This window comes from Bradyrhizobium sp. WSM3983 (assembly GCF_000473045.1).
Taxonomy (GTDB): Bacteria; Pseudomonadota; Alphaproteobacteria; order Rhizobiales; family Xanthobacteraceae; genus Bradyrhizobium.
The window spans coordinates 111,010-134,935 of record NZ_AXAY01000005.1 but is presented as its reverse complement, the minus strand read 5'-3'; the positions used below and the strand labels follow the sequence as shown (position 1 = coordinate 134,935).

Below are 23,926 nucleotides of genomic sequence, written 5' to 3'. Positions count from 1 at the left end.
CTCACTCCGCCGCATCCTTCTGCTCGTCGCTCTCTTCCTCTGCCTCCGGCCTTCTCTCCATCCAGCGTGACAGCGTGTTGGAGAAGCGGTCGAGGTAAAGGTAGACGACGGGGGTCGTGAACAAGGTCAGCGCCTGGCTGACCATGAGGCCGCCGACCATGGCGTAGCCGAGCGGTTGGCGGATCTCGGCGCCGGTGCCGGTGCCGAGCATCAGGGGGACGCCGCCGAGCAGCGCCGCCATCGTCGTCATCATGATCGGCCGGAAGCGCAGCAGTGCGGCCTGGCGGATCGATTGCTCCGGCGTCAGATGCTGCTCGCGCTCGGCGGCGATGGCGAAGTCCACCATCATGATGCCGTTCTTCTTGACGATGCCGATCAGGAGAATCACCCCGATGAGGGCGATCAGGCTGAAATCGAAGCCGAAGATCATCAGGATCGCGATTGCGCCGACGCCGGCCGACGGCAGCGTGGACAGGATGGTCAGCGGATGGATATAGCTCTCGTAGAGCACCCCGAGCACCAGATAGACCACGACGAGTGCGGCGAGGATCAGCATCGGTACGGTGCCGAGCGATTGTTGAAACGCCTGTGCGGTCCCCTGGAAGCTCATTGACAGCGTCGGCGGCGCGCCCATCTCGCCGACCGCGCGCATCACGGCGGCGGTGGCCTGTCCGAGCGCCACGCCCTCGGCAAGGTTGAAGCTGATCGTCACCGCCGGAAACTGGCTCTGATGCGCAATTGCGAGCGGCCGCACCGGCTCGCTATTCCATCTGCAGATGACTGAGAGTGGAACTTCGTCGCCGGTCAGCGGCGACTTGATGTAGAGCTTGTCGAGCGTGTCGAGCTTGCCTTGCAGCGCCGGCGTGATCTCCAGCACGACGTGATAGCTGTTGGTCTGCGTGAAATATTGCGCCACCTGGCGCTGGCCGAAGGCGTCGTAGAGCGTGTCGTCGATCAACTGCGGCTGGATGCCATAGCGTGCGGCGGTGTCCCGATTGATCGTGAGCTGCACCGTCGTGCCCTCGGTCTGCTGGTCGGTGGCGACGTCGCGCAGCTCCGGCAGGCCTCTCATCTCCGTCAGGATCTTTGGCGCCCATGCATTCAGCTCGGAAAGATTGGCGTCCTGCAGCGTGAACTCGAACTGGGTGCGGGTGGCGCGGCCGCCGAGCCGCACATCTTGCGAGGCCTGCATATAGAGGCGCGCGCCCTCGACCTTGGCGAGCTTCGGCCGCAGCCGCGCGATGATCTGTTGCGCATTGGCGTCGCGCTCCCCGATCGGCTTCAGCGTGACATACATGCGCCCCGAATTCAGCGCCGTGCCGCCCCCGCCGATGAACATCGCGATGGAATCGACGGCAGGGTCGGCCTGCACGATGCCGTTGAGCTCCTCCTGCCGCCGCTTCATCTCGGCGAAGGAAATGTCCTGCGGCATTTCCGACACTGCGGTGAGGAAGCCGTTGTCCTGCTGCGGGAAGAAGCCTTTCGGGATCAGGATAAACAGCAGCGCCGATAGCGCGACGGTGGCGAAGAAAATGCAGAGCGTGATGAGGCTATGCCGCAGCGCGAGGTCGAGCCCGCGTTCATAGGCGCCGAGCAGCCGCTCGAACAGCCGCTCGCTCCATTGGTAGACGCGGCCGCTGCGGGCCTCGTGGTCGGAACGCAGGAAGCGCGAGGCCATCATTGGCGTCAGGGTCAGCGACACCACGAGCGAGACGAAGATCGCCATCGCCAGCGTCACCGCAAATTCGCGGAACAGCCGGCCGATGATGCCGCCCATCAGCAGCAACGGGATCAGCACGGCGACCAGCGAGATGCTGATGGAGACGATGGTGAAGCCGATCTCGGCCGCGCCCTTGTAGGCGGCGGTGACCGGGTTCTCGCCCCGCTCGACATAGCGCGTGATGTTCTCCAGCATCACGATGGCGTCGTCGACCACGAAGCCGACCGCGATGGTCAGCGCCATCAGCGAGAGATTGTCCAGCGAGTAGCCGAACACCCACATCAGCGAGCAGGCGCCGAGCAGGGCCAGCGGCACGGTGATGCTCGGGATGATCGTGGCCCAGAAGCTGCGCAGGAAGATGAAGATCACCATCACCACCAGCACGATGGTGATCATGAGCGTGATCTGCACGTCGTCGACCGCGGCGCGGATGGTGATGGTGCGGTCGCTGATGATCTTGATGCTGATCGCGGGCGGGATCGCGGCGATCAGCCGCGGCAGCTTCTCCTTGATGCGGTTGACCGTATCGATGACGTTGGCACCGGGTTGCTTGAAGATCACCAGGAACACGCCGCGCTTGCCGTCGGCCCAGGCCGCGGTCTTCATGTCCTCCGGTCCCGACACCGCCTCGCCGATGTCGCGAATCCGCAAAGGCGCCCCGTTACGATAGGCGACAATCACATCCTGCCACTGTGTAGCCTCGAGCAGCTGGTCGTTGGCGTAGACGGTGTAGGCGCGCCGCGTGCCGTCGATGTTGCCCTTCGGGCTGTCCGTGGTCGCGATCGCGATCTGGCTGCGCACGTCCTCCAGCGACAATCCCTTGGCGACCAGCTTGGCCGGATCGACCTGGATGCGCACCGAGGGCTTCTGCTGCCCGCCGACGAACACCTGGGCGACACCGGGAATCTGACTGATCTGCTGCGCAAGCTGGGCGTCGGTGCGGTCACTGACGGTTGTCAGCGGCAACGTATCCGAGGTTGCCGACAGGATCATGATCGGTGAGTCCGCCGGGTTGACCTTCCTGTAAGTCGGCGGCGAGGGCAGGTTCTTCGGCAATTGGCCGCTGGCGGCATTGATCGCGGCCTGCACGTCGTTGGCGGCAGCGTCGATCAGCCGGTTGAGATCGAACTGGATGGTGATCGATGCCGAGCCGAGCGAACTCGTCGAGGTCATCTGCGTGATACCGGGGATCTGCGCGAGTTGGCGCTCGAGCGGCTGCGCCACGGAGGAGGCCATGGTTTCGGGGCTGCCGCCCGGAAGCGACGCGGAAACCTGGATGGTCGGAAAGTCGACCTGCGGTAGCGGCGCAACCGGAAGCAGCGGGTAGGCCACGAGACCTACGAACAGAATGCCCGCCATCAGCAGCGAAGTGCCGATTGGATAGCGGATGAACGGAGACGAGAAGCTCTCTTGCATGCCCTGAGCCCACAGACCGGCCAGCGCATCTTCTCCCCGCGCATGGCGGAGCCGCGCTCGGAAGCCCGAGCGCGAATGTGCGTTTCCTTCAGCCCATATGTTTGTTGATCGCCCTGGAACGTCATCGGTCCGGGGCCGGCGTTGTGATCGAAAGACTAGTCCGTTCGCTCAGGCCTGCGAACGGTTTCCTGCGCCGGCGGCGTGCGACCTTTGTCGAAGGATGGTTATAGCGAGATATGCGTTCAGTGCAGGCCGGCCCACCGAGCGCCTTCCCGGTTTCAGATCGTTACGGCGCCGTGTCGGATCGTTTTTGGTGCCTGTCACAAGCGAGAGAGGTATAAGCAGGACCGATCGCTTCTACCGCGCTGTTGTGCCATATCGAAAAGGCATAACGCGTGCCGTTACCACCGATTCGAGGAAATGCCCGATGCGCCTGCCTCTCCTGACCCTCACCGCCATTGCCACGCTGTTCGTCGCGGCAGATGCCGGCGCCCAGACCTATGATCCGAAATACCCGGTGTGCATGCACGTCTACACGGGTGGTGGCGGTGGCTTCGGCGGTGGTGGCGGCAGCTATTTCGACTGCTCCTTTACGTCGCTGGAGCAGTGCCGCGCCACAGCATCGGGCCGCGCGGCCAGCTGCGACATCAATCCCTACTACGCTTTCGATGAGCCGTCGCCCGCGCCACGCAAGCGTCACAAGAAGGTGCATTGACGGACTGTGATGCGGTTTTCAGCGGACATCCCGCCGCGCCGATGGTTCGGCCTCATCTCGACGGTCGGTGCATTGCTCGCGGCTGCGCCGTCGCAAGCCCAGACCTACGACCCCGGTTTTCCCGTCTGCATGCACGTCTTTACCGGCGCGAGCGACGGCGGTGGTGGGGGATGGTATGATTGCTCCTTCACGTCGCTGCCGCAATGCCGTGCGACGGCGTCCGGCCGGCCCGCGACCTGTGACCCCAATCCGTATTATCGCGCGAACGTAGCGCCGCCGCTTCATCAGCGAAGGCAGAACGCCCGCTAGCTTCTTATGATCGGGCCTCCCGCGGGCGCGTTTATTCTTTCTTGATCCCCGACAGCTCCACCACCTTGCGCCAGCGGTCGGTCTCGGCCGCGAGCATGCTGCCGAACTCGCCTGCATTGCCGTGCAGCGGGATCGCGCCGAGCTCGGCGATGCGGGCCTTGATCTCGGCGTCGGACAAAGCCGAGTCGACCTCGCGATTGAGCAGGTCGACGATCTCGCGCGGCGTGTCGTAGGGCGCGCCGACGCCATAGAATGAAGATGTCTCGTAGCCGGGCAACGTGTCCGCGATCGGCGGCACATCAGGCAGGATATCCGAGCGCTCGCGCGTGATGCCGAGCGCGCGAAGCTTGCCGGCGCGCACCAGCTCGAAGGACGAGGTGACGTTGTCGAACATGCCCTGGATCTGGCCGCTCATCACGTCGGTCAGGCCCGGCGCGGAGCCGCGGTACGGCACGTGGGTGAACTGGACGCCGGCCATCGATTTGAACAGCTCGCCGGAGAGATGCAGCGACGTGCCGATGCCGGACGAGGCGATCGACATTTTGCCGGGATTGGCCTTGGCGTAGGCGATGAAGTCGGCGACGCTCTTCACCGGCAAGTCGTTGTTGACCACCAGTACCAGCGGAATGCGCGCGACGCCGGCGACGGGCGCGATGCCCTTGGCGAAATCGTAAGGCAGTGCCGGATCGAACGAGGCGTTGATCGCATTCGCGGTCGAGGTCAGTAGCAACGTGTAGCCGTCCGGCGCGGAAGAGATCACCGCCTGCGTGCCGATATTGCTGCCGGCGCCGGGCTTGTTCTCGACCACGAAAGTCTGCCCGAGTCGTTCGGACAGGCGCTGGCAGATCAGTCGTGACAGCACGTCGGTGGCTCCGCCCGGTGCATAGGGCACCACCCACTTCACGCTGCGCGACGGATAAGACGGGTTTCCGATCGCGAAGGCGCGCGGAGCGATGAGCGTGGCCGCGGCACAGGCGGCGGTCTGAAGGAAATGTCTCTTGGGGATCACCATGGCCTCCAGTTCATCTCTCGCGGGCGAGAGGACGCGCGCGGCGCGCTTGTATGACTGGATTTGCTATCGCAAGAATCGCGCCAGGCCGCACGACGTTCCCGTCGGCTTGGTAAAGGATGATCGCAGTTAATCGAGAGCTAACCGAGTTTTACCTTGTCTCTTAACACCTGGGCAGGGCACGCGCACTAAGCTGCCGGGAACAAGCAGATACCGCCCGAAGGAATGAACGGCATGACCACCGGCGTCATCGAGCAAGCCAAAGCGCGCGCGCCGTCGGCTTCAAAGATCTGGTTGAAGGCGATCGAGCTGACTGCGCGGATCGAGACGCTGCCGGGCCGTCTGTTCGCCGACGTCGTCGACGATTGGGCACGTCGCCAGCCCGACCGCGTCGCGCTGGTCACGGACGACGCAACGCTCGACTATGACGGCCTGTCGCGGCGTATCAATCGCTATGCGCGCTGGGCGCGTTCGGTTGACGTTGCCAAGGGCGATACTGTCGGCCTGATCATGTCGAACGGCATCGATTATGTCGCAGCCTGGCTTGGCATCAGCCGCGTTGGCGGCGTGGTGGCGCTGATCAATACCAAGCTTGTCGGGCAGTCGCTCGCGCATTGCGTCGATGTCGCAAAGCCCTCGCATATTATCGTCGCGCATGATCTCTCGGAGACGCTGGAGAGCGCGACGCCGCATCTGAAGACAGAGGCCAAGATCTGGACCCATGGCGATGCGCGTAGCGAGCGTGCGATCGATGTCGCGCTCGCCGCGCTCGACGACGGGGCGCTGCTGCCGGAGGAGCACGGCGACGTCACCATCGATGACCGGGCGCTGCTGATCTACACATCCGGCACCACGGGCCTGCCGAAGGCCGCCAGCATCAGCCACCGCCGCATTCTCAACTGGGGCTTCTGGTTCGCCGGCCTCACCGGCGCCTCGTCGCAGGATCGGCTCTATGATTGCCTGCCGCTGTTCCATTCGGTCGGCGGCATCGTCGCGCCATGCAGCATGCTCGCCGCCGGCGGCTCGGTGGCGATCGCCGAGAAGTTTTCGGCCTCGAACTTCTGGCCCGACATCGTGCGGCACGATTGCACCCTGTTCCAGTATATCGGCGAGCTCTGCCGCTATCTGCTCAAGGCGCCGCCGTCGGAATACGAAAACCGCCACCGCCTGCGGCTCGTCTGCGGCAATGGTCTGCGCGGTGATATCTGGGAGGATTTCCAGAGCCGTTTTGCCATTCCCCGCATTCTCGAATTCTATGCCGCGACCGAGGGCAATTTCTCGCTGTTCAACGTCGAGGGCCAGCCGGGCGCAATTGGCCGCATCCCACCGCTGCTGGCGCATCGCTTTCCCGCGGGCCTCGTCAAGCTCGATCCTGACAGCGGCGTGCCACTGCGCAATGACGAGGGCTTTTGCATCGCCTGCGTCCGCGGTGAAGCCGGCGAGGCGATCGGCCGTATCGGCAAGGCGGACCAGGGCGGCGGCCGCTTCGAGGGCTATACCGACGCCGGCGAGACCGAGAAGAAAATCTTGCGCGACGTCTTCGCCAGGGGCGATGCCTGGTTCCGCACCGGCGATCTGATGCGGCTCGACGACAAGGGCTTCTTCCATTTCGTCGATCGCATCGGCGACACCTTCCGCTGGAAGGGCGAGAACGTCGCGACCTCGGAGGTCAACGACGCCGTGCGCGATTTCATCGGCGTGGTCGATGCCACCACCTACGGCGTCAGCATTCCCGGCACTGATGGTCGTGCCGGCATGAGCGCGATCGTCGTGAACGAGGGATTTGATGTGGCGGCCTTGCCCGCGCATCTGGCGCAGCGCCTGCCGGTCTACGCCCGCCCCGTCTTCATCCGCATCTCGCGCGAGCTCGATGCGACCGAGACATTCAAGCAGAAGAAGGGCGAACTCGCGCGCGAGGGCTTTGACCCCAGCGCGATAGAAGACCCGATGTTCATGCTGGAGCCGAAATCCGGCGCCTATGTCGCGCTCGATTCCGGGACGTTTGCGCAGATTATCGACGGCATGATCAGGCTGTAGCACAGCAAAATCCGGAGATGGGTCCAATTTTATCTGAATTGTCCAAGAGGCCATTTACTTCTGTCGGGTAAACAGACGGCCATGGGAGGCGGTCATCAAGAGCCGCCGCAAAGACATACGATCGATTAACTAAGGAAGAGGCGAGCAAGCCATGTCGGTACGGTCCAAGGTCATTGAAGCGATCCAGCAGATCGCCAAGGAACAGCACGTCACGCTTCCCGCCCTCTCGGACGATCTGTCCCTGCACGAGACGGGCTTTGACTCGCTCGCCTTCGCGATCCTGGTCGCGCGTCTCGAGGACGAGACCGGCGTCGATCCCTTCACCATTTCCGAGGACGCCGCGTTCCCCGCCACCGTGGGCGATTTCGTGCGGGCCTACGAAAATGTCCCCGCGTGAGATCTTTGCGCTTCGTGACCGTCTCGGCGCGGAGCTGACCGGCCGAACGCTGTCGGATGCGCACCATGTGGTGTCGCTGACCGATATCCTGTCGCAGACCGTCCTCGGCGGCCGCTTGCGCGAGCTGTCCGGTCGCGCCGTGCTGCTGAAATTGTCCGACCAGCTCCGGTCGGGCTTGGCCATGATCGAACTCGACGGCATCGCCCGTCGCATGCTGCTATGTCCGCCGGATCTCAACCCGGGGCATCTGGACGCGCTGATCGCCGATGCAGGGGTCGATGCCGTCGTCACCGACGAGCCCGATCGATGGGCCGCGACCGGCGTGTCGCTGATCGTCACCGCAGACTTGCCGCTTCAAGCCACCACGCCCGCCAAGACCGAGCGCGCCACCGAATGGCTGATGCTCACTTCGGGCACGTCGGGCGTGCCGAAAATTGTCGGCCACACGCTGGAAGCGTTGACTGGCGCGATCGTCGCCGAAGGTCCCGCGAAGGGACCCGCGCCGGTCTGGGCCACGTTCTATGACATCCGCCGCTATGGCGGTCTGCAGATCTTTCTCCGCGCCATCCTCTCCGGCGGCTCGATGGTGCTGTCGGATCCGCACGAGGCGCTTGCCGATCACGTTACCCGGCTGAACGCGCGCGGTGTCTCCCACATTTCCGGCACGCCCTCGCACTGGCGCAAGCTTCTGATGAGCGGCTCGGCCGCGCAGTTCGCGCCGGGCTATGTTCGCCTCTCCGGCGAGATCGCCGACCAGGCGGTGCTCGACGGCCTCAAGGCGGCATTCCCCAATTCCTCCGTCGGCCACGCCTACGCCTCGACCGAGGCCGGCGTCGGCTTCGCCGTCAATGACGGGCTCGAAGGTTTTCCGGCGAACTATCTCGGCAACCGCAACGGCGTCGAGATGAAGGTCGTCGATGGCTCCCTGCGCATCCGCTCGACGCGGACGGCGCACGCTTATATCGGCCGCAACGCGGCTGCGCTCACCGACGGCGACGGTTTCGTCGACAGTGGCGATATCGTCGAACTGCGCGGCGACCGCTATTATTTCGTCGGCCGCCGCGGCGGCATCATCAATATCGGCGGGCTGAAAGTTCACCCGGAAGAGATCGAGGCGGCGATCAACCGTCATCCCGACGTGCGGATGTCGCGGGCGAAATCGCGGCGCAGCCCGATCACGGGCGGCATCGTCGTCGCCGACGTGATCCTCGCCGACGGTACCGACCAGGCACGCGCAAAGGAAATCCGAGACCAGATCCTGGATCAGTGCCGCGCGCAGCTGGCGTCGTACAAGGTGCCGGCGGTGATCCGCTTCGTCGAGGCGCTCGACGTTACCCCGGCCGGCAAATTGGCGCGCACCGATGCATAATGTTCTCGTTACCGGCGGCAGCCGCGGCATTGGTCTTGCGATCGGCAAGCGTCTGGTCGGCGCCGGATACAACGTGATCGCGGCCGCGCGGCGCGAGAGCGACGAGCTCAAGGCCGCGATCGCCGGGTCCGAGGGCAGCCTGCATTTTCGCGCCTGCGACCTCGCGGTGATCGACGCGATCCCCGCTTTCGCCAAGCTCGTGCGCGACGAGTTCGGTCCGACCTACGGCCTCGTCAACAATGCTGGCCTCGGCACCGAGGGCCTGCTCGCCACCATGCACAATTCCGAGATCGAGGCGCTGGTTCAGCTCAACGTGCTGTCGCCGATCATCCTCACCAAATATGTCGCGCGCCAGATGATGGCCGATGGCGCCGGCCGCATCATCAACATCTCCTCGATCATCGCGACGACAGGCTATAACGGCCTCTCCGTGTATGGCGCGACCAAGGCCGCCGCTACCGGCTTCACCCGCTCGCTCGCGCGCGAGGTCGGCAAGCTCGGCATCACCGTGAACGCGATCGCGCCCGGCTTTATCGATACCGAGCTGACGCATAATCTCTCCGACGACGCCCGCAAGCGCATCGCCGGCCGCAGCGCGCTGCGGCGCCTGCCGGAGACCGACGACGTCGCGCGCATGGTGGAATATCTGCTCGGCGAGGGCGGCCGCAATGTCACCGGCACAGTGTTCACGGTCGACGCCGGGAATACGGCCTAAGACGGAACTTGGCCGCCGCAATCGAGTCGATCAGGCGCAATGACATCGAGCCGGATTTGGTCGTAAGATGCTTTGTCATCGATTGGGTTACGTCAATCGAACTGCCCTAAACAAACAGGGAGCAGTCCATGGCCGCCTCTCAAAACATGGCTACGTCAGACCTCACCGTTGCAAGTCACGGCCAAACGGCCGTGGAACCATCGCCCGCGAAACTGGACAATGCCCGTTGCCCACCGATGTCGCATCAAAATTCCGGCAGCCACGGCCACGAAATGTATCCGCAGCAATTCGTGCAGCTGATCGGCTGTCATGACGTGCCGGCATCGGCGATGCGCAAGGACGAAAAGCTGCACTAGCGCGCGTCGGCGCTCACGTCCGGTGTTTCGGCAGATCAATCCGCTCGTGCGAGAATTCCGGCGGCCCTTCGGTCAGGCGGCGAACGCGACGCTCGCGTTCATCTGCGGCCAGCGCGGGATCGAGCAGGCCCTCGATCTCGTGCGCCGCGATTTCCTCAATTCTCGTAGCGTCTGACGTGACCGTTTGCGCTGAGGCCGGCGCCGTGGGTGCGCTTCTGAGGCCGAAATCGACCAGCTTGCAGATTGCTTCCGAGCGTGACAGGTGATGAGTCCGAGCCCAGGCATCCACGGCCGCAGTTAGCCCTTCCGGCAGTTTTACGGCACTGATGATGTCAGACACCTCGATTATCCCGCGCAAGTCTCTAAGTTGATCCAACCGTAGCGTGATCCCCGGCCGGCTGTTTGATGCCGATCAATGACGTCGTGCGGCATTGCGGCGCGGCCTTGTTGTCCGGGACGATTTCGGCCAATGATCGGGGCCCCGAAGGGCACGCCCCGGCGAACCCCGGTCGATCCTGCCACGTATCTCGTTCGGACGCGCTTCCCAACCATCCGGCATCACCCGATGATCTCAGGCGAATCCTTTTACGGCAGCATCCCTGTCTTCCGCGGCTTCACGAGCCTGATGGAGCCCAAGCTCTATTCGCCGCTGCCGGAGGACTGGAGCGTCGGTGTTGCCGACATCGTCGATTCCACCAAGGCGATTGCGGCGCAGCGCTACAAGGCGGTGAACATGGCCGGGGCCGCCGTGATCGCTGCGGTGACGAATGCGCTGGAGGGACGTGAATTTCCCTTCGTGTTCGGCGGTGACGGCGCCAGTTTTGCAGTCGCGCCGGCCGATCTCGATGCGGCGCGCGAAGCTTTGGCTGCGACGGCGACCTGGGTGCGGGAAGACCTCGATCTCAAAATGCGCGTCGCGCTGGTGCCGGTGAGCGCCATAAGGGCGCAAGGTCGGGACGTGCGCGTCGCGCGCTTCGGTCCGTCGGCCAATTTGTCCTATGCGATGTTCTCCGGCGGCGGGCTCGCCTGGGCCGATGCCGCGATGAAGCGGGGCGAGTTCGCCGTCGCTGAGGCGCCGCCGGGCACGCAGCCCGATCTCTCCGGCCTGTCCTGCCGCTTCGAGGTGATGCCTGCCTCGCGCGGACTGATCCTGTCGGTGCTGGTGATGCCGGCAAGCGGCGCCGATCCGCAGGCCTTCCGCAAGGTGATCGAGGACATTATCCATCTCGTCGAGCGCAGTCCGGAGTCCGGCCGTCCCGTGCCACCGCAGGGGCCGCCGCTGAAATGGCCGCCGCAAGGCCTGGACTACGAGGCGCGGGCGATCCGTGGCGGGTCGTTGCTCAAGCGCCGCGCCGGCGTGCTCGCCTATACGTTTTTCGCCTATGTCCTGATGCGATTCGACATCAAGGTCGGCGGCTTCCTGCCGAAGGTCTACAAGCGCCAGGTGGTCGAGAATTCCGACTTCCGTAAATATGACGACGGCCTGCGCATGATCCTCGACTGCACGCCGGAACTCGATCGCGCCTTGAGCGATCGCCTCGCCACTGCTGCGCGCGATGGCGTCGTGCGCTACGGGCTTTATCAGCAGGATGCCGCGATGATGACCTGCTTCACGCCTTCAGCGTTGCGCAGCGATCACGTGCACTTCATCGACGGCGCGCGGGGCGGCTACGCCTCGGCAGCGACGGCGCTCAAGGCGATGGTAGCGGCCGCGACCTAACGTCCCGCCCGCGTCCAGGTCTCGCCGCCGCAGAGTGCGCCGACGCAGCCTTCGACCCGCAGCGCTTCCGCGCCTGTCAAGGTGACACTGCTCGCATAGGTGCTGCCGTCATCGGCATTGTAGATCTGGCCAGACCATTTGTTCGGGCCCGACGGCTGCATGCCGGAGAACAGCGGCAGCCCGATCATCGGGCGCCTGGCGAGCGCGGGATTGGGATTCTTGCTGTCGGTCGCGGGCTGGCCGGTCGCGGTGTCGGTGGGTTCGCGCAGCCAGACGATGACACCGCAAATGCCGCCGCCGCATTTGCTGATCTTCACGCGCGCATCGCCGGCCTGGGTCAGCCAGGTCCCGCTCGCGTCAGCACTTTGCGCATGCGCGGTCGCGCCGGACAGCGCAGCCAGGAGGATGGAGAGGACGGCGAATCTGCGGGACATGGAAGGGCCTCGGAATGGAGGCGTCTCCATAGCAGCAAATCAGAATCGTGCAACGCCTGATGGAATCACATTCCTGCGCTCATTTGCCCCAGTGAATATTTCACCACGGCAGGCCGCAGAGGTCGATGGTGCCGAGCGTCGGCGCACGGACGATGTCGAACACGTAGGGCGCCATATGCGTGAAGCGGACGCGGCCCTCCGGCTGTTCGCAATAGATGTCGCCGGTGAAGGCGCGCCATTTGCGGGCCTCGTAGAACGCGACATTGTGCGGCTCGCAGAACAGGATCGCGAAGCGAACCGCATCGTTGGCGCGCATGGTATGCACCGCCGCGTCGATCGCCATGGTGGCATAGCCGCGGCCCCGGCGATCCTCGCGCGTGCAGACGCCGCCGATGCCGCCGATATGTGCTTTCTGACCATTCCAGGTGACGGTGCGGAAATAGATGCCGACATGGCAGACTAGGCCGTCCTCGGGCGTCTCAATCAGGACGCGCAGATCGGCATGGGCCCATTTGACGTGGCTCCAGGACGGCTTCTCGGCAGCATCGCGTCCCCAGACTGCGCCGAGCAGCGGTTGCGCGATCGGCCACGAGGCGTCGCCGTTCAAAATGTCGATTTCGATACTCATGGCTCTGTCTTGTCCCGGGCTGGGTGGTGCATTCGTTCTGTCATAAGCGGTTCAAAGGCAATGATATTTTGCAGCACACTTGGGTGAACATCCACTTGCCTGCGGCGAAGTTGTGCAATCACCCCCACGCGATCGCATCATGGCTTTTCGAAAATTGGCGGTATTTAACGGCGTCGGAACCTTCTATAAGGGGTCACCGTTAGAACGTTCCCCACTCAGTTGCGGACAAGAACCCATGACCTTTACGCTGCCCCCCCTCCCTTACGCCTATGACGCCCTCGGCCAGTTCATGTCGAAGGAGACGCTGGAATTCCACCACGACAAGCATCATCAGGCCTACGTCACCAACGGCAATAACGCGCTCAAGGGCACCGAATGGGAAGGCAAGTCCCTTGAAGAGATCGTCAAGGGCTCGTTCGGCAAGAATCCCGCGGTGTTCAACAATGCCGGCCAGCACTACAACCACATCCACTTCTGGAGCTGGATGAAGCCCAATGGCGGCGGCACCAAGCTGCCGGGCAAGCTCGAGAAGAAGATCAACGAAGACCTCGGCGGCTTCGAGAAGTTCAAGACCGACTTCCAGGCGGCCGGCGTCGGCCAGTTCGGCTCCGGCTGGTGCTGGCTCCAGGTCAAGAACGGCAAGCTCGAAATCTCCAAGACCCCGAATGGCGAGAATCCGCTGGTGCACGGCGCCACCCCGATCCTCGGCTGCGACGTCTGGGAGCATTCCTACTACATCGACTATCGCAACCGCCGTCCCGACTATCTCAAGGCGTTCGTCGAGAACCTCGTGAACTGGGAATACGTCGAGTCCCTGTTCGACAAGGCGTAAGGCCTGAGTCATTCCGGGCGCGCGAAGCGCGAGCTATGGATGCGCAATTGCGCATCTGGGAATCCATTTATCCATTCGGGCTGACGTCTGATGGATTCCGGGCTCGGCATTGGCGCGCCGCCCCGGAATGACAGAATGGAGAAGGGCGGTCGCTCACGCGGCCGCCTTTTTGCTGTGCGGAATTGCCCTGCGTGGCGCGCGCACGGGTCTGTCATCGTTCCGTTTGCATCGCCTCCACGGCGCACTTAATCAGGACGGGCACCACCCTCGAACCGACCAAGCCCGTTGTCAGAACCTTCCCCGAAAAGTCCCGCGCCTGCCGACGACGCGGAATCCGAGCCGCGGCCGGGACGGGTGCGCAAGCCGATCGGCTGGTCGACCATCATCATCGCGGCCCTGGTGGCGGTGAGCGCAGGGCTGGTCTGGCGGCGTGACGGCACCGACGGTGTCCTGGAAATTCTCACCCATGATCTCTCGCTGTTCGGCGGCATCCTGCCACGCGTGCTGGCGGGCTGCCTGCTCGGCGCCTTCATCTCCGAGATCCTGCCGCACGAAAAAGTCTCGCGCTCGCTCGGCCCGAAATCCGGCCTGATGGGCCTTTTGGTCGGCACCGCCTTCGGCGCGATCCTGCCAGGCGGTCCCTTCACCGCCTATCCGGTGGCAAGCGCGCTGCTCGCGGTCGGCGCCGATTTCGGCGCCACCATTGCCATGGTCGTGAGCTGGACGTTGATCGGCTATGGCCGGGCGGTCGCCTGGGAAATCCCGATCATGGGCACCGATTTCACGCTGTGGCGGATCCTGATCTCGCTGCCGCTGCCGGTGCTCGCCGGCGCCCTCGGCCGCTTCGTCTATGTCCGGATCTATCCGCAGACGGCCGCGAAGGACGACGAGAATTGAGCGCCGCGCTTCTCATTGACATCCTGCTGTGGGGCTCGGTGTTCGGCGTCGGCCTGATCGCCTTTCGCCGCGGCCCTCCGGTGTTCAAGGCTTCATTGCGCGAAGGCTCGATGGACTTCATCAACATCGTGCCGCGCATTGCGCTGGGCGTGATCGGCTCCGGCTACATCGCCGCCATCATCCCGCAGGAGGTGATCACTGGCTGGCTCGGGCCGGACAGCGGCTGGCTTGGGGTTGCGACCGCCGTCGTCGCCGGCGCTGCCACGCCCGGCGGCCCGGTGATCGGCTTTTCAATTGGCACAGTGGCGCTGAAGTCGGGTGGCGGGGTGCCGCAGGTGGTCGCCTATGTCGTGGCCTGGGCCCTGTTCGCCTTCCAGCGGGTGATTTTGTGGGAAATTCCGTTCATGCCGGCCCGTTTCGTCTGGTTCCGCTGCGCCGTCTCGGTGCCGTTTCCGTTCGTGGCCGCCGCCATCGCGATGGTGATCGGCAAGCCCTGAGCCGGCCGTGGACAGGCATGATGTTATAATATAACGTCCCTCGCATGGTTCCCGCCGCGTCCCGCGCCCATCATCACGACCATGCTCATGGCCGCTCCCATGGTCATTCCGACGACCACGGCCATTCGCACGGGCACGACCACACCCACGCCCATGTTCACGACGCGGCCTCACCGCACCCGGCCCAGGACGCGCCCTGGTCGATCCTGCGCATGACCATGGCCGGCCGCCTCGCGGCGGCGGTCGCCGTCTGCGCCGTGCTCTGGGGCGTCGTCTGGCTCGCGATGAGGTGATCATGGCAGCACTTCACTTTCACAACGTCACGCTCGGCTATGACCGCCATCCGGCCGTGCACCATCTCAACGGCGAGGTCGCGGCCGGCGCTCTGATCGCCGTGATCGGCCCCAACGGCGCCGGCAAATCGACGCTGCTGCGCGGCATCGTCGGCATCCTCAAACCGCTCGACGGCAGCATCCATCTTGGTGGGCTCGATAGCCGCGACATCGCCTATCTGCCGCAGAGCGCGGAGATCGACCGCAGCTTTCCGATCTCGGTGTTCGATTTCGTCGGCACCGGGCTGTGGCGTGGGACAGGCCTGTTCGGCGGCATCGGCAAGGCTGCGCGCGAAAAGATCCTTCGCGCGATCGCCTCCATCGGTCTCAACGGTTTCGAGAACCGCCCCATCGGCACGCTCTCGGGCGGGCAGATGCAGCGCGTGCTGTTCGCGCGCGTGCTGCTCCAGGATGCGCGCCTGATCGTGCTTGACGAGCCCTTCAACGCCATCGACAGCAAGACCACGACCGACCTGCTCGCGCTGGTGAAGCGCTGGCACGGCGAGGGCCGCACCGTGCTGGCCGCGCTGCACGACATGGAGATGGTGCGCACCCATTTCAGCGAGACGCTGGTGCTGGCCCGCGGCCCCGTGGCCTGGGGACCGACGGCGGAGGTGCTCACGCCGGAAAACCTGCTGGTCGCGATGCGGATGTGCGAAGCCTTCGACGACAGTGCGGCGGCCTGCGCGGCCGATGATGCCAGCTCGCGGGCGGCGTGATCCCAGATGGTCTATGACGCGCTGATCGGTCCGTTCACCGAATTCGAGTTCATGCGGCGAGCGCTTGCCGCGGTAATCGCGCTGTCGCTCGCGGGCGCGCCGATCGGCGTGTTCCTGATGCTGCGGCGGATGAGCCTCGTCGGCGATGCCATGGCGCACGCGATCCTGCCGGGCGCCGCAGTCGGTTTCCTGCTCTCCGGCCTCAATTTGTTCGCGATGACCGCCGGCGGGCTGCTCGCCGGCTTTGCCGTCGCAATCCTCGCCGGCGTGGTCGCGCGCTCGACCGGGCTGAAGGAGGACGCCTCGCTTGCGACCTTCTATCTGGCGTCGCTGGCGCTCGGTGTCGCCATCGTCTCGATCAAGGGCACCAATATCGACCTGCTGCACGTGCTGTTCGGCAACATCCTCGCGATGGACGACCAGACGCTGCTGGTGGTCGCCTTCAATGCCACGGTGACGCTGTTGGTGCTCGCCGTGATCTATCGCCCGCTGGTGATCGAAAGCGTCGATCCATTATTTCTGCGCACGGTCAGCCGCGCCGGCGGCCCCGCGCATCTCGCCTTTCTTGCGTTGGTCGTGATCAACCTCGTCAACGGCTTTCAGGCGCTCGGCACCTTGCTGGCAGTTGGCTTGATGATCCTGCCGGCGGGCATCGCGCGGTTCTGGTCGCGCGATCTCACGGTGATGATCTGCATCGCGGTCGTCGCTGCCGCCGTCTCCGGCTACGCCGGCCTCGTGCTGTCGTTCCAGACTCGCGTGCCCTCAGGCCCCGCGATCATTCTCGTGGCGACGGTGTTCTACATCGTCTCCGTCCTGTTCGGTCGCGTCGGCGGCATCGTCCGGCAGTTGTTTCCCGGCCGGCATCTGGAAGCGTGACGATGCGCTTCCTCTTGCTCTTTGCTTCGCTGCTGATCGTCTCGCCGCTGCACGCCGCGGAGCGGCTCAACGTCGTCGCGAGCTTCTCGATCCTTGCCGACTTCGTCCGCACGATCGGCGGCGACCGGATCAATCTGACGACGCTGGTCGGCCCCGACAGCGACGTCCACGTCTATACGCCTGCGCCGGGCGATGCGAAACGCATCGCGGAGGCAAAACTCGTCGTCGTCAACGGGCTTGGCCTCGAGGGCTGGCTGCCTCGTCTCGTGCAATCCGCAGGCAGCTCGGCGCAGGTGGTCACCGCGAGCGCCGGCATCGCGCCGCTGAAGCTCGGCTCGGCCGCCGATCCGCACGCCTGGCAGTCCGTTCCCAATGCCAAAATCTACGTGGCCGACATCACCAGCGCGTTGGCCGCAGCCGACCCGGATGACGCAGAATTCTTCCGCACTCAGGCCAAGGCCTATCTGGAAAAGCTCGAAGCGCTCGACCGCGAGGTCCGCGACGCCGTGGCCAAGATCCCGCCGGACCGGCGCAAGGTGATCTCGACCCACAATGCCTTCGGCTATTTCGCCGCCGAATATGGCATCCAGTTCGTCGCCCCCCTGGGCGTCTCCACCGAAACCGAGCCCAGCGCCCGGGACATCGCCGCCATTATCGGCCAGATCAAGGCCGCGAGGATCCCGGCCGTTTTTCTGGAAAATATCAGCGATGACCGGCTGATCCGGCGGATCGCGGCCGAGACCGGCGCAAAGGTCGGCGGGACCCTGATTTCGGACGGTCTGACCGGCGAAAAGGGGCTTGCACCCACTTACATTGATATGGTCAGGCACAATATAAAGGCCCTGACCAGCGCGCTTGACCACTAGGGCAGGGGGCCACCTCGCCTCGCGTCGCGCGGAAAGCCCGAAGTCGGAGTTGTTATGTCTGAAGCGACCTCCCCAAAAATTCCCGTGACCGTCCTGACCGGCTATCTCGGTGCCGGCAAGACCACGCTCTTGAACCGCATCCTGTCGGAGAACCACGGTAAGAAATATGCTGTCATCGTCAACGAATTCGGCGAGATCGGCATCGACAACGACCTCATCATCGGCGCCGATGAGGAAGTGTTCGAGATGAACAACGGTTGCATCTGCTGCACCGTGCGCGGCGACCTCGTCCGCATCATGGACGGCTTGATGAAGCGCAAGGGCAAGTTCGACGCCATCATCGTCGAGACCACGGGCCTTGCCGATCCGGCGCCGGTCGCCCAGACCTTCTTCGTCGACGAGGACGTGCAGAAGAACGCCTGCCTCGATGCGGTGGTCACGGTCGCCGATGCCAAATGGCTGTCCGACCGGCTCAAGGACGCGCCCGAGGCCAAGAACCAGATCGCGTTCGCCGACGTCATCGTGCTGAACAAGACGGATCTCGTCACCAAGCCCGAGCTTGCCGAGGTGGAGGCCCGCATTCGCGGCATCAATCCCTATGCCAAGCTGCATCGCACCGAGCGCTGCTCGGTGGCGCTGGCCGACGTGCTCGACCGCGGCGCATTCGACCTCGACCGAATCCTCGACATCGAGCCGGACTTTCTGAATGCCGACGATCATGACCACGACCATGATCATCATGGCCACGATCATCACCACCATGATCACAGTCACGGCCTGAAGCACTATCACGACGAGGACATGCAGTCGCTCTCGCTCAAGACCGACAAGCCGCTCGATCCGAACGTGTTCATGCCCTGGCTGCAGAATCTGGTGCAGGTCGAGGGCGGCAAGATCCTGCGCTCCAAGGGCATCCTCGCCTTTCACGATGACGATGACCGCTACGTCTTCCAGGGCGTCCACATGATGCTGGAGGGCAACCACCAGCGGAAGTGGAAGGACAGCGAGCCGCGCGAGAGCCGCCTCGTCTTTATCGGCCGCGAATTGCCGGAAGAGCTCATTCGCACGGGCTTCGAGAGCTGCATCGTCTCGTGATGAAAGAGTTTACGCCGGCTCCCGATTCTGCCTCGATCGTCTCCGTCACCGATCGCGTCAAGCCGGTTGCGCTCGGCATGGGCGTGACCTCGGTGCATTTTCTTGGGCCCCGCGCCGCCTTCGTCGGCGCCGAGGAGAACGTCGCGTTCGTCGACGCCAAGGGCGAGGTCAGCACCGTCGCAGTTCACAGCGGCGGCATTCTCTCGACTGCCTCCGACGGCAAGCGCCTCGTCATGGGCGGCGACGATGGTAAGGTCGTGTCGCTCGATGCCAAGGGCGAAGTGACGCTGCTTGCCACCGATCCGAAGCGGCGCTGGATCGATGCGGTGGCGCTGCACCCGGATGGCGCCTTCGCCTGGTCGGCCGGCAAGGTCGCCACCGTCAAGAGCGGCAAGAACGAGGCGAAGTCGCTCGAGGTGCCCTCGACCGTCGGCGGTCTCGCGTTTGCGCCGAAGGGGCTCCGGCTCGCAATCGCCCACTACAACGGCGCGACGTTGTGGTTTCCGAACATGGACGGATCAGCCGAATTCCTGCCCTGGGCCGGCTCGCATCTCGGCGTCACCTTCAGTCCGGACAACAAATTCCTGGTCACCACGATGCATGAAGCGGCGCTGCACGGCTGGCGTCTCGCCGATAACAGGCATATGCGCATGACCGGCTATCCCGGCCGCGTCCGCTCGATGTCCTGGAGCGCGGGCGGCAAGGCGCTGGCGACCTCAGGCGCCGATACCGTGATCCTGTGGCCGTTCGCCAGCAAGGACGGCCCGATGGGCAAGGAGCCCGCCATGCTCGCGCCGCTTCAGGCGCGCGTGGCGGTGGTCGCCTGCCATCCGAAGAACGACATCTTCGCCGCCGGCTACAGCGACGGCACCGTGCTGATGGTGCGGATGGAGGACGGCGCGGAGATTCTGGTCCGCCGCAACGGCACGCCGCCGGTCGCCGGGCTCGCCTGGAACGCCAAGGGCACGCTGCTCGCGTTTGCCGACGAAAATGGGGATGGCGGGCTGCTGGAGCTTTGATCTGTCATCGTTCCGGCCGTATAGGGATTCATGCGGTTCCTGACGACCTTCCAGCTCGCTGATTTCGCCGACACGCTGGTCAGCCTGTTCACGGCCTTCGTGCTGGGCACGCTGATCGGCGCCGAGCGGCAATATAGACAGCGCACCGCGGGCCTGCGCACCAATGTGCTGGTCGCGGTCGGCGCCGCCGCGTTCGTCGATCTCGCCATGCATCTGACCGGCGCCGATGGCGCGGTGCGGGTGATCTCCTATGTCGTCTCCGGCATCGGCTTCCTCGGCGCCGGCGTCATCATGAAGCAGGGCATGGACGTGCGTGGGCTCAACACCGCGGCGACGCTGTGGGCCTCGGCTGCGGTCGGCTCCTGCGCCGGCGCCGACATGGTCGCGCAGGCCGCAGCGCTCACGGTGTTCGTCATCGCCGGCAATACGATGCTGCGGCCGCTGGTCAATGCCATCAACCGCATCCCGCTGAACGAGAAGGCGTCGGAGGCTACCTACTACTTCAAGCTCGCGGTCGCGCCGGACGCGCTCACCGACATGCGCGACCGGCTGGTCGACCAGCTCGAGGCCGCGAAATATCCGGTGGCCGATATCGATGTGGTCGAGACCGGCGACGACCTGATCGAGATCGTTGCAAAGCTGGTCGCGACCGCGGTCGATCCGAACGAGCTGAATGCCGTGGCCGTGGACCTGCAACGCCTGCCGGGCGTACGCCATGCCACCTGGGAAGTCAGCACCACGGACTGAGCGCGGCGGTTTGGCGTGCGAGCCTGCGGTTCCCGCTTTCCTGCCGCGGAACCCCAATGACGCAAACTCGTTGATCCTCCGGACAAAAGCGGTGATCGACATGCCCGGCCAAGATGACAAGCGCAGACTGAAGCTCGACCTGGCAATCGCCTGCTCGCTGTTCGCAGCAGGCGTCGTGGTGTCAGTGATGTCGCTGGCGCAAATCCGCGCCGAGAGCCGGAGGGAGGTGGCGCAGGCAACGCAGCCGCTGCAGGGCACGCCGTCCGACGATCAGAGCAAGACACCTGCGGAGGCCAAGCCCGGCGGTGAGCGCCCGACCACGCCGGCGCCCGAACCCGCGCGCCCCGATTCGCAGACGCAGGGCGCGGCGGGCGCAGCCAAGCCAGCATTGCCGCCGGCGCCGGCCGAGAAGATAGCGCCGCCGATCGAGAAGAAGTAGGAGGCTCTGGCGTCACTCCCGGTGTCATCGTCCGCGCAGGCGGACGATCCAGTATTCCAGAGGCTGCGTGTGGATACGGAGATGCCGCGGCGTACTGGATGCCCCGCTTTCGCGGAGCATGACAGCGGTGTTCGCGGGAGGACGCGTGGCGCCACTCACCGCACCAAGATATTCCGGAACTGCCAGGGATCGCTGGTGTCGATGTCTTCCGGGAACAGTCCCGGACGATCCGTCAGCGGCGTCCAGTCGGTGTAGAAACCCTTCACCGGGCCGAGATACGGCAGCTGGATTTCCAGCAGGCGATCGAAATCCATCTCGTCGGCTTCGACGATGCCTTCCTTCGGGTTTTCCAGCGCCCACACCATGCCGCCGAGCACGGCGGAGGTCACTTGCAGGCCGGTGGCGTTCTGATAAGGCGCGAGCTTGCGGGTCTCTTCGATCGAGAGCTGCGAGCCGTACCAATAGGCATTGTTGTCGTGGCCGAACAGCAGCACGCCGAGCTCGTCGATGCCGTCGACGATCTCGTTCTCATCGAGGATGTGGTGCTTCTCCTGCATCTTCGCGGCGCGGCCGAACATTTCATGCAGCGACAGCACCGCATCGTCAGCGGGATGATAGGCATAGTGGCAGGTCGGCCGATAAACCGCCTTGCCCGATGCGTCACGCACCGTGAAGTAATCGGAGATCGAGATCGACTCGTTGTGGGTGACGAGGAAGCCATACTGCGCGCCGCGTGTCGGGCACCAGGTGCGCACGCGCGTGTTGGCACCGGGCTGCATCAGATAGATGGCAGCGCCGCAGCCGGCTTCGTGGGTGCGCGCATTCTCGGGCAACCATTTTTCATGGGTGCCCCAACCGAGTTCGGACGGCTGCACGCCTTCCGACAGAAAACCTTCCACCGACCAGGTGTTGACGAAAACATCCGGCTCCTTCGGCGTCTTGGAGCGCTGGGTGTCGCGTTCGGCGATGTGAATGCCCTTGATGCCGGCCTGCCGCATCAAATCCGCCCATTCGGCCTTGGTCTTCGGCTTGGGGGCATTGAGCTTGAGATCGGCGGCGACATTGAGCAGCGCCTGCTTGACGAAAAAGGAGACCATGCCGGGATTGGCGCCGCAGCAGGAGACGGCCGTCGTCGAGCCCGCGGGGCGCGCCTTCTTGGCGGCCAGCGTCACTTCGCGCAATGCGTAGTTGGAGCGCGCTTCCGGGCCCTTCGAGGAATCGAAATAGAAGCCAAGCCAGGGCTCGTTGACGGTGTCGATATAGAGGGCGCCGAGCTCGTTGCAGAGCTCCATGATGTCGGTCGAGCCGGTATCGACCGAGAGGTTGATGCAAAAACCCTGGCCGCCGCCTTCGGTGAGCAGCGGGGTCAGCAATTCGCGGTAATTGTCCCTGGTCACGGCCTTCTGGATGAAGCGCACATTCTGCTTCTCGCAATGCGCCTTGCGGCCCTCGTCCTTGGGATCGATCACCGTGACGCGCGACCTGTCGTAATCGAGATGCCGCTCGATCATCGGCAACGTGCCTTTGCCGATGGAGCCGAAGCCGACCATGACGATGGGACCAGTGATCTTCGCGTAGATCTGCGAGGTGGGGCTCATGGGGATGGTTTCTCCGGAAAGTGCTGGATCAGGCGCTGCGGCGCTTGGCGGTGGCTTCGATTTCGACCTTCATCTCGGGCTTGTAGAGCGCCGAGACGGCGACCAGTGTTGCTGCCGGGCGGATGTCACCGAGGACTTCGCCACAGACGGCGAAATGGGCATCGGCATCCCCGATGTCGGTGAGGTAATAGGTCACGCGGACGACGTCGGCCATCTCGAAGCCGCCCTCCCTCAGGGCAGCCTCGATGGTCTTGAAGCAGTTGCGTGACTGGCTCGTGACATCTGATGGCATCGTCATCGTACTGTAGTCATAGCCGGTGGTTCCCGCGACGAAGGCGAACTCGCCGTCGATCACGGCGCGGCTGTAGCCGGCGGTCTTCTCGAAGGGGGAGCCGGTGGAAATCAGGCGACGGGACATGGGTTCGGCCTCGACTGAAGGAGGAATTTCGTGGGGTTAAAGGGCGTTTCTGGGGCTCGCGCAACCCGAAAGGAATAGAGCCTAGCGAAGGCGCGGCCGGGTGTTGCCGCTCAACGCGGCTTGGGTCGTCGCCATCACGGCAATCCCTTAGGCCGCGTGCGCTTGGAGGGCGCGAACCACCCTCCGTTTGGGTAGGGCCGCTCCGGTCGGGACGATCATTCCCTCGGCGCCATCGAGCGCACCGGCCTGGAATTCGATCGCCAGCAGGCGGTCGCGCTCGAACGGGCCGGGCAGCGACAGCGCGCCGGTCTTCTCGCCGGTGAAGCCGAAGCGGGCGTAGTAGGGAGCATCGCCGAGCAGGATCACGGCGGTATGCCCGCGCGCCCGGGCGGCGGCCAGCGCTTGATTCATCAGCGCGGCGCCGATCCCGAACTCGCGGCAGGCAGGGTCCACCGCCAGCGGTCCGAGGACCAGAGCGGGCCTGCCTCCGGCGCTGACGTGCCATAGCCGCACGGTTCCCACGAGCGCCCCCTCGCGCACGGCCGACAGGGCAAGCCCCGCGGCTGGTGCGCGTCCGTCACGCAGGCGCTGGCAGGTGCGGCCACGGCGGTTCTCGCCAAAGCAGGCATCGAGCAGCGCTTCACGCATCGTAACGTCGGCAGCACGTTCCGCACGGATCGCGAACGCAGCGGCTTCCGAAGTGAGGGCGACTTGTGGCTTCCGAAAAGCAGTCATGGCGCGTCAGTCCCCGCTTGAACCCGCGCGC

At 64.6% G+C, this 23,926-nt stretch carries 27 protein-coding genes; 19 read left to right on the top strand and 8 right to left on the bottom strand.

Going from position 1 to position 23,926, the window contains the following annotated elements; all coding sequences use genetic code 11:
• Position 1 precedes the first annotated feature (1 nt).
• Positions 2–3,136 carry a multidrug efflux RND transporter permease subunit gene (locus YUA_RS0110045; protein ID WP_027530564.1) on the bottom strand — a complete coding sequence of 1,045 codons (3,135 nt, stop codon included), beginning with the start codon at positions 3,134–3,136 and terminating at the stop codon, positions 2–4.
• A gap of 427 nt (positions 3,137–3,563) precedes the next feature.
• Between YUA_RS0110045 and YUA_RS0110040 the strand changes: the two genes are divergently transcribed.
• Together YUA_RS0110040 and YUA_RS0110035 are read left to right on the top strand one after the other, a co-directional pair.
• Complete coding sequence (locus YUA_RS0110040; protein WP_027530563.1) at positions 3,564–3,851, top strand: DUF3551 domain-containing protein; 288 nt, start codon at positions 3,564–3,566, stop codon at positions 3,849–3,851.
• Between the two features lie 9 nt (positions 3,852–3,860).
• Positions 3,861–4,160: a DUF3551 domain-containing protein gene (locus tag YUA_RS0110035; protein WP_027530562.1), complete on the top strand. Its 300-nt coding sequence runs from the start codon at positions 3,861–3,863 to the stop codon at positions 4,158–4,160.
• 31 nt (positions 4,161–4,191) lie between these two features.
• On the opposite strand, the gene YUA_RS0110030 is transcribed toward YUA_RS0110035, so the two are convergent.
• Positions 4,192–5,169, bottom strand: a complete 978-nt coding sequence (locus YUA_RS0110030) for a tripartite tricarboxylate transporter substrate binding protein (RefSeq protein ID WP_027530561.1) — start codon at positions 5,167–5,169, stop codon at positions 4,192–4,194.
• 225 nt (positions 5,170–5,394) lie between these two features.
• Here YUA_RS0110030 and YUA_RS0110025 point away from each other — a divergent pair, with 225 nt between their 5' ends.
• The 5 genes from YUA_RS0110025 to YUA_RS0110005 all read left to right on the top strand — a co-directional run bounded on the left by YUA_RS0110025 (position 5,395) and on the right by YUA_RS0110005 (position 10,043).
• Entirely contained in the window at positions 5,395–7,206 is a 1,812-nt protein-coding gene (locus YUA_RS0110025) for a long-chain-acyl-CoA synthetase (protein WP_027530560.1), read from the top strand.
• 151 nt (positions 7,207–7,357) lie between these two features.
• Positions 7,358–7,603, top strand: coding sequence for an acyl carrier protein (locus tag YUA_RS0110020; RefSeq protein WP_015688794.1), 246 nt, complete (start codon positions 7,358–7,360; stop codon positions 7,601–7,603).
• Complete coding sequence (locus YUA_RS0110015) at positions 7,590–8,972, top strand: class I adenylate-forming enzyme family protein (protein ID WP_027530559.1); 1,383 nt, start codon at positions 7,590–7,592, stop codon at positions 8,970–8,972. Before YUA_RS0110020 ends, YUA_RS0110015 begins: the two co-directional genes overlap by 14 nt.
• The gene (locus YUA_RS0110010; RefSeq protein WP_027530558.1) at positions 8,965–9,687 is read left to right on the top strand and encodes an SDR family NAD(P)-dependent oxidoreductase; all 723 of its coding nucleotides are present in this window, start codon (positions 8,965–8,967) and stop codon (positions 9,685–9,687) included. The genes YUA_RS0110015 and YUA_RS0110010 overlap by 8 nt, the downstream gene beginning before the upstream one ends.
• A gap of 146 nt (positions 9,688–9,833) precedes the next feature.
• The gene (locus YUA_RS0110005) at positions 9,834–10,043 is read left to right on the top strand and encodes a hypothetical protein (RefSeq protein ID WP_027530557.1); all 210 of its coding nucleotides are present in this window, start codon (positions 9,834–9,836) and stop codon (positions 10,041–10,043) included.
• Positions 10,044–10,056: 13 nt separating this feature from the next.
• Here the strand turns inward: YUA_RS0110005 and YUA_RS48040 are convergent, their stop codons facing one another.
• The gene (locus YUA_RS48040; RefSeq protein WP_371259875.1) at positions 10,057–10,383 is read right to left on the bottom strand and encodes a hypothetical protein; all 327 of its coding nucleotides are present in this window, start codon (positions 10,381–10,383) and stop codon (positions 10,057–10,059) included.
• 225 nt (positions 10,384–10,608) lie between these two features.
• On the opposite strand from YUA_RS48040, the gene YUA_RS0109995 reads away from it, so the two are divergent.
• Entirely contained in the window at positions 10,609–11,763 is a 1,155-nt protein-coding gene (locus tag YUA_RS0109995) for a DUF3095 domain-containing protein (RefSeq protein WP_027530556.1), read from the top strand.
• Here the strand turns inward: YUA_RS0109995 and YUA_RS0109990 are convergent.
• Positions 11,760–12,197 carry a DUF2147 domain-containing protein gene (locus YUA_RS0109990; RefSeq protein ID WP_027530555.1) on the bottom strand — a complete coding sequence of 146 codons (438 nt, stop codon included), beginning with the start codon at positions 12,195–12,197 and terminating at the stop codon, positions 11,760–11,762. The two genes, YUA_RS0109995 and YUA_RS0109990, sit on opposite strands and share 4 nt — an antisense overlap.
• A 100-nt stretch (positions 12,198–12,297) precedes the next feature.
• Positions 12,298–12,825: a GNAT family N-acetyltransferase gene (locus YUA_RS0109985; RefSeq protein WP_027530554.1), complete on the bottom strand. Its 528-nt coding sequence runs from the start codon at positions 12,823–12,825 to the stop codon at positions 12,298–12,300.
• Between the two features lie 235 nt (positions 12,826–13,060).
• On the opposite strand from YUA_RS0109985, the gene YUA_RS0109980 reads away from it, so the two are divergent.
• The 11 genes from YUA_RS0109980 to YUA_RS50935 all read left to right on the top strand — a co-directional run bounded on the left by YUA_RS0109980 (position 13,061) and on the right by YUA_RS50935 (position 21,144).
• Entirely contained in the window at positions 13,061–13,657 is a 597-nt protein-coding gene (locus tag YUA_RS0109980) for a superoxide dismutase (RefSeq protein WP_014491764.1), read from the top strand.
• 285 nt (positions 13,658–13,942) lie between these two features.
• On the top strand, positions 13,943–14,554 hold the full coding sequence (locus YUA_RS0109975; protein ID WP_027530553.1) for a permease: 612 nt from the start codon (positions 13,943–13,945) through the stop codon (positions 14,552–14,554).
• The gene (locus tag YUA_RS0109970; RefSeq protein WP_008138982.1) at positions 14,551–15,051 is read left to right on the top strand and encodes a hypothetical protein; all 501 of its coding nucleotides are present in this window, start codon (positions 14,551–14,553) and stop codon (positions 15,049–15,051) included. The genes YUA_RS0109975 and YUA_RS0109970 overlap by 4 nt, the downstream gene beginning before the upstream one ends.
• Before the next feature lie 44 nt (positions 15,052–15,095).
• The gene (locus YUA_RS43765; RefSeq protein WP_035970773.1) at positions 15,096–15,344 is read left to right on the top strand and encodes a hypothetical protein; all 249 of its coding nucleotides are present in this window, start codon (positions 15,096–15,098) and stop codon (positions 15,342–15,344) included.
• A gap of 2 nt (positions 15,345–15,346) precedes the next feature.
• Positions 15,347–16,102 (top strand): metal ABC transporter ATP-binding protein, encoded by a 756-nt coding sequence (locus YUA_RS0109955; RefSeq protein ID WP_027530552.1) that lies wholly within the window; start codon positions 15,347–15,349, stop codon positions 16,100–16,102.
• Positions 16,103–16,108: 6 nt separating this feature from the next.
• On the top strand, positions 16,109–16,978 hold the full coding sequence (locus tag YUA_RS0109950; protein ID WP_027530551.1) for a metal ABC transporter permease: 870 nt from the start codon (positions 16,109–16,111) through the stop codon (positions 16,976–16,978).
• A gap of 2 nt (positions 16,979–16,980) precedes the next feature.
• Positions 16,981–17,844: a metal ABC transporter solute-binding protein, Zn/Mn family gene (locus YUA_RS0109945; protein ID WP_027530550.1), complete on the top strand. Its 864-nt coding sequence runs from the start codon at positions 16,981–16,983 to the stop codon at positions 17,842–17,844.
• A 54-nt stretch (positions 17,845–17,898) separates the two neighbouring features.
• On the top strand, positions 17,899–18,939 hold the full coding sequence (locus YUA_RS0109940) for a GTP-binding protein (protein WP_027530549.1): 1,041 nt from the start codon (positions 17,899–17,901) through the stop codon (positions 18,937–18,939).
• Entirely contained in the window at positions 18,939–19,958 is a 1,020-nt protein-coding gene (locus tag YUA_RS0109935; protein WP_027530548.1) for a WD40 repeat domain-containing protein, read from the top strand. Before YUA_RS0109940 ends, YUA_RS0109935 begins: the two co-directional genes overlap by 1 nt.
• 30 nt (positions 19,959–19,988) lie before the next feature.
• Positions 19,989–20,705, top strand: coding sequence for an MgtC/SapB family protein (locus tag YUA_RS0109930; RefSeq protein ID WP_027530547.1), 717 nt, complete (start codon positions 19,989–19,991; stop codon positions 20,703–20,705).
• A 100-nt stretch (positions 20,706–20,805) separates the two neighbouring features.
• Positions 20,806–21,144 (top strand): hypothetical protein, encoded by a 339-nt coding sequence (locus tag YUA_RS50935; protein ID WP_027530546.1) that lies wholly within the window; start codon positions 20,806–20,808, stop codon positions 21,142–21,144.
• Between the two features lie 155 nt (positions 21,145–21,299).
• Here YUA_RS50935 and YUA_RS0109920 read toward each other — a convergent pair whose 3' ends face one another.
• From YUA_RS0109920 to YUA_RS0109910, 3 genes are all read right to left on the bottom strand, one after another.
• Positions 21,300–22,742, bottom strand: a complete 1,443-nt coding sequence (locus YUA_RS0109920) for a homospermidine synthase (protein ID WP_027530545.1) — start codon at positions 22,740–22,742, stop codon at positions 21,300–21,302.
• 28 nt (positions 22,743–22,770) lie between these two features.
• The gene (locus tag YUA_RS0109915) at positions 22,771–23,160 is read right to left on the bottom strand and encodes a RidA family protein (protein ID WP_027530544.1); all 390 of its coding nucleotides are present in this window, start codon (positions 23,158–23,160) and stop codon (positions 22,771–22,773) included.
• Positions 23,161–23,307: 147 nt separating this feature from the next.
• Positions 23,308–23,895, bottom strand: coding sequence for a GNAT family N-acetyltransferase (locus YUA_RS0109910; protein WP_027530543.1), 588 nt, complete (start codon positions 23,893–23,895; stop codon positions 23,308–23,310).
• Positions 23,896–23,926 lie beyond the last annotated feature (31 nt).

Bases quoted from the DNA above. Each gene is read 5' to 3' on its own strand.
- YUA_RS0110045 (WP_027530564.1), bottom strand. From the start codon at position 3,136: ATGCAAGAGAGCTTCTCGTCTCCGTTCATCCGCTATCCAATCGGCACT.
- YUA_RS0110040 (WP_027530563.1), top strand. From the start codon at position 3,564: ATGCGCCTGCCTCTCCTGACCCTCACCGCCATTGCCACGCTGTTCGTC.
- YUA_RS0110035 (WP_027530562.1), top strand. From the start codon at position 3,861: ATGCGGTTTTCAGCGGACATCCCGCCGCGCCGATGGTTCGGCCTCATC.
- YUA_RS0110025 (WP_027530560.1), top strand. From the start codon at position 5,395: ATGAACGGCATGACCACCGGCGTCATCGAGCAAGCCAAAGCGCGCGCG.
- YUA_RS0110020 (WP_015688794.1), top strand. From the start codon at position 7,358: ATGTCGGTACGGTCCAAGGTCATTGAAGCGATCCAGCAGATCGCCAAG.
- YUA_RS0110015 (WP_027530559.1), top strand. From the start codon at position 7,590: ATGTCCCCGCGTGAGATCTTTGCGCTTCGTGACCGTCTCGGCGCGGAG.
- YUA_RS0110010 (WP_027530558.1), top strand. From the start codon at position 8,965: ATGCATAATGTTCTCGTTACCGGCGGCAGCCGCGGCATTGGTCTTGCG.
- YUA_RS0110005 (WP_027530557.1), top strand. From the start codon at position 9,834: ATGGCTACGTCAGACCTCACCGTTGCAAGTCACGGCCAAACGGCCGTG.
- YUA_RS0109995 (WP_027530556.1), top strand. From the start codon at position 10,609: ATGATCTCAGGCGAATCCTTTTACGGCAGCATCCCTGTCTTCCGCGGC.
- YUA_RS0109990 (WP_027530555.1), bottom strand. From the start codon at position 12,197: ATGTCCCGCAGATTCGCCGTCCTCTCCATCCTCCTGGCTGCGCTGTCC.
- YUA_RS0109985 (WP_027530554.1), bottom strand. From the start codon at position 12,825: ATGAGTATCGAAATCGACATTTTGAACGGCGACGCCTCGTGGCCGATC.
- YUA_RS0109980 (WP_014491764.1), top strand. From the start codon at position 13,061: ATGACCTTTACGCTGCCCCCCCTCCCTTACGCCTATGACGCCCTCGGC.
- YUA_RS43765 (WP_035970773.1), top strand. From the start codon at position 15,096: ATGGTTCCCGCCGCGTCCCGCGCCCATCATCACGACCATGCTCATGGC.
- YUA_RS0109955 (WP_027530552.1), top strand. From the start codon at position 15,347: ATGGCAGCACTTCACTTTCACAACGTCACGCTCGGCTATGACCGCCAT.
- YUA_RS0109950 (WP_027530551.1), top strand. From the start codon at position 16,109: ATGGTCTATGACGCGCTGATCGGTCCGTTCACCGAATTCGAGTTCATG.
- YUA_RS0109945 (WP_027530550.1), top strand. From the start codon at position 16,981: ATGCGCTTCCTCTTGCTCTTTGCTTCGCTGCTGATCGTCTCGCCGCTG.
- YUA_RS0109940 (WP_027530549.1), top strand. From the start codon at position 17,899: ATGTCTGAAGCGACCTCCCCAAAAATTCCCGTGACCGTCCTGACCGGC.
- YUA_RS0109935 (WP_027530548.1), top strand. From the start codon at position 18,939: ATGAAAGAGTTTACGCCGGCTCCCGATTCTGCCTCGATCGTCTCCGTC.
- YUA_RS0109930 (WP_027530547.1), top strand. From the start codon at position 19,989: ATGCGGTTCCTGACGACCTTCCAGCTCGCTGATTTCGCCGACACGCTG.
- YUA_RS50935 (WP_027530546.1), top strand. From the start codon at position 20,806: ATGCCCGGCCAAGATGACAAGCGCAGACTGAAGCTCGACCTGGCAATC.
- YUA_RS0109920 (WP_027530545.1), bottom strand. From the start codon at position 22,742: ATGAGCCCCACCTCGCAGATCTACGCGAAGATCACTGGTCCCATCGTC.
- YUA_RS0109915 (WP_027530544.1), bottom strand. From the start codon at position 23,160: ATGTCCCGTCGCCTGATTTCCACCGGCTCCCCCTTCGAGAAGACCGCC.
- YUA_RS0109910 (WP_027530543.1), bottom strand. From the start codon at position 23,895: ATGACTGCTTTTCGGAAGCCACAAGTCGCCCTCACTTCGGAAGCCGCT.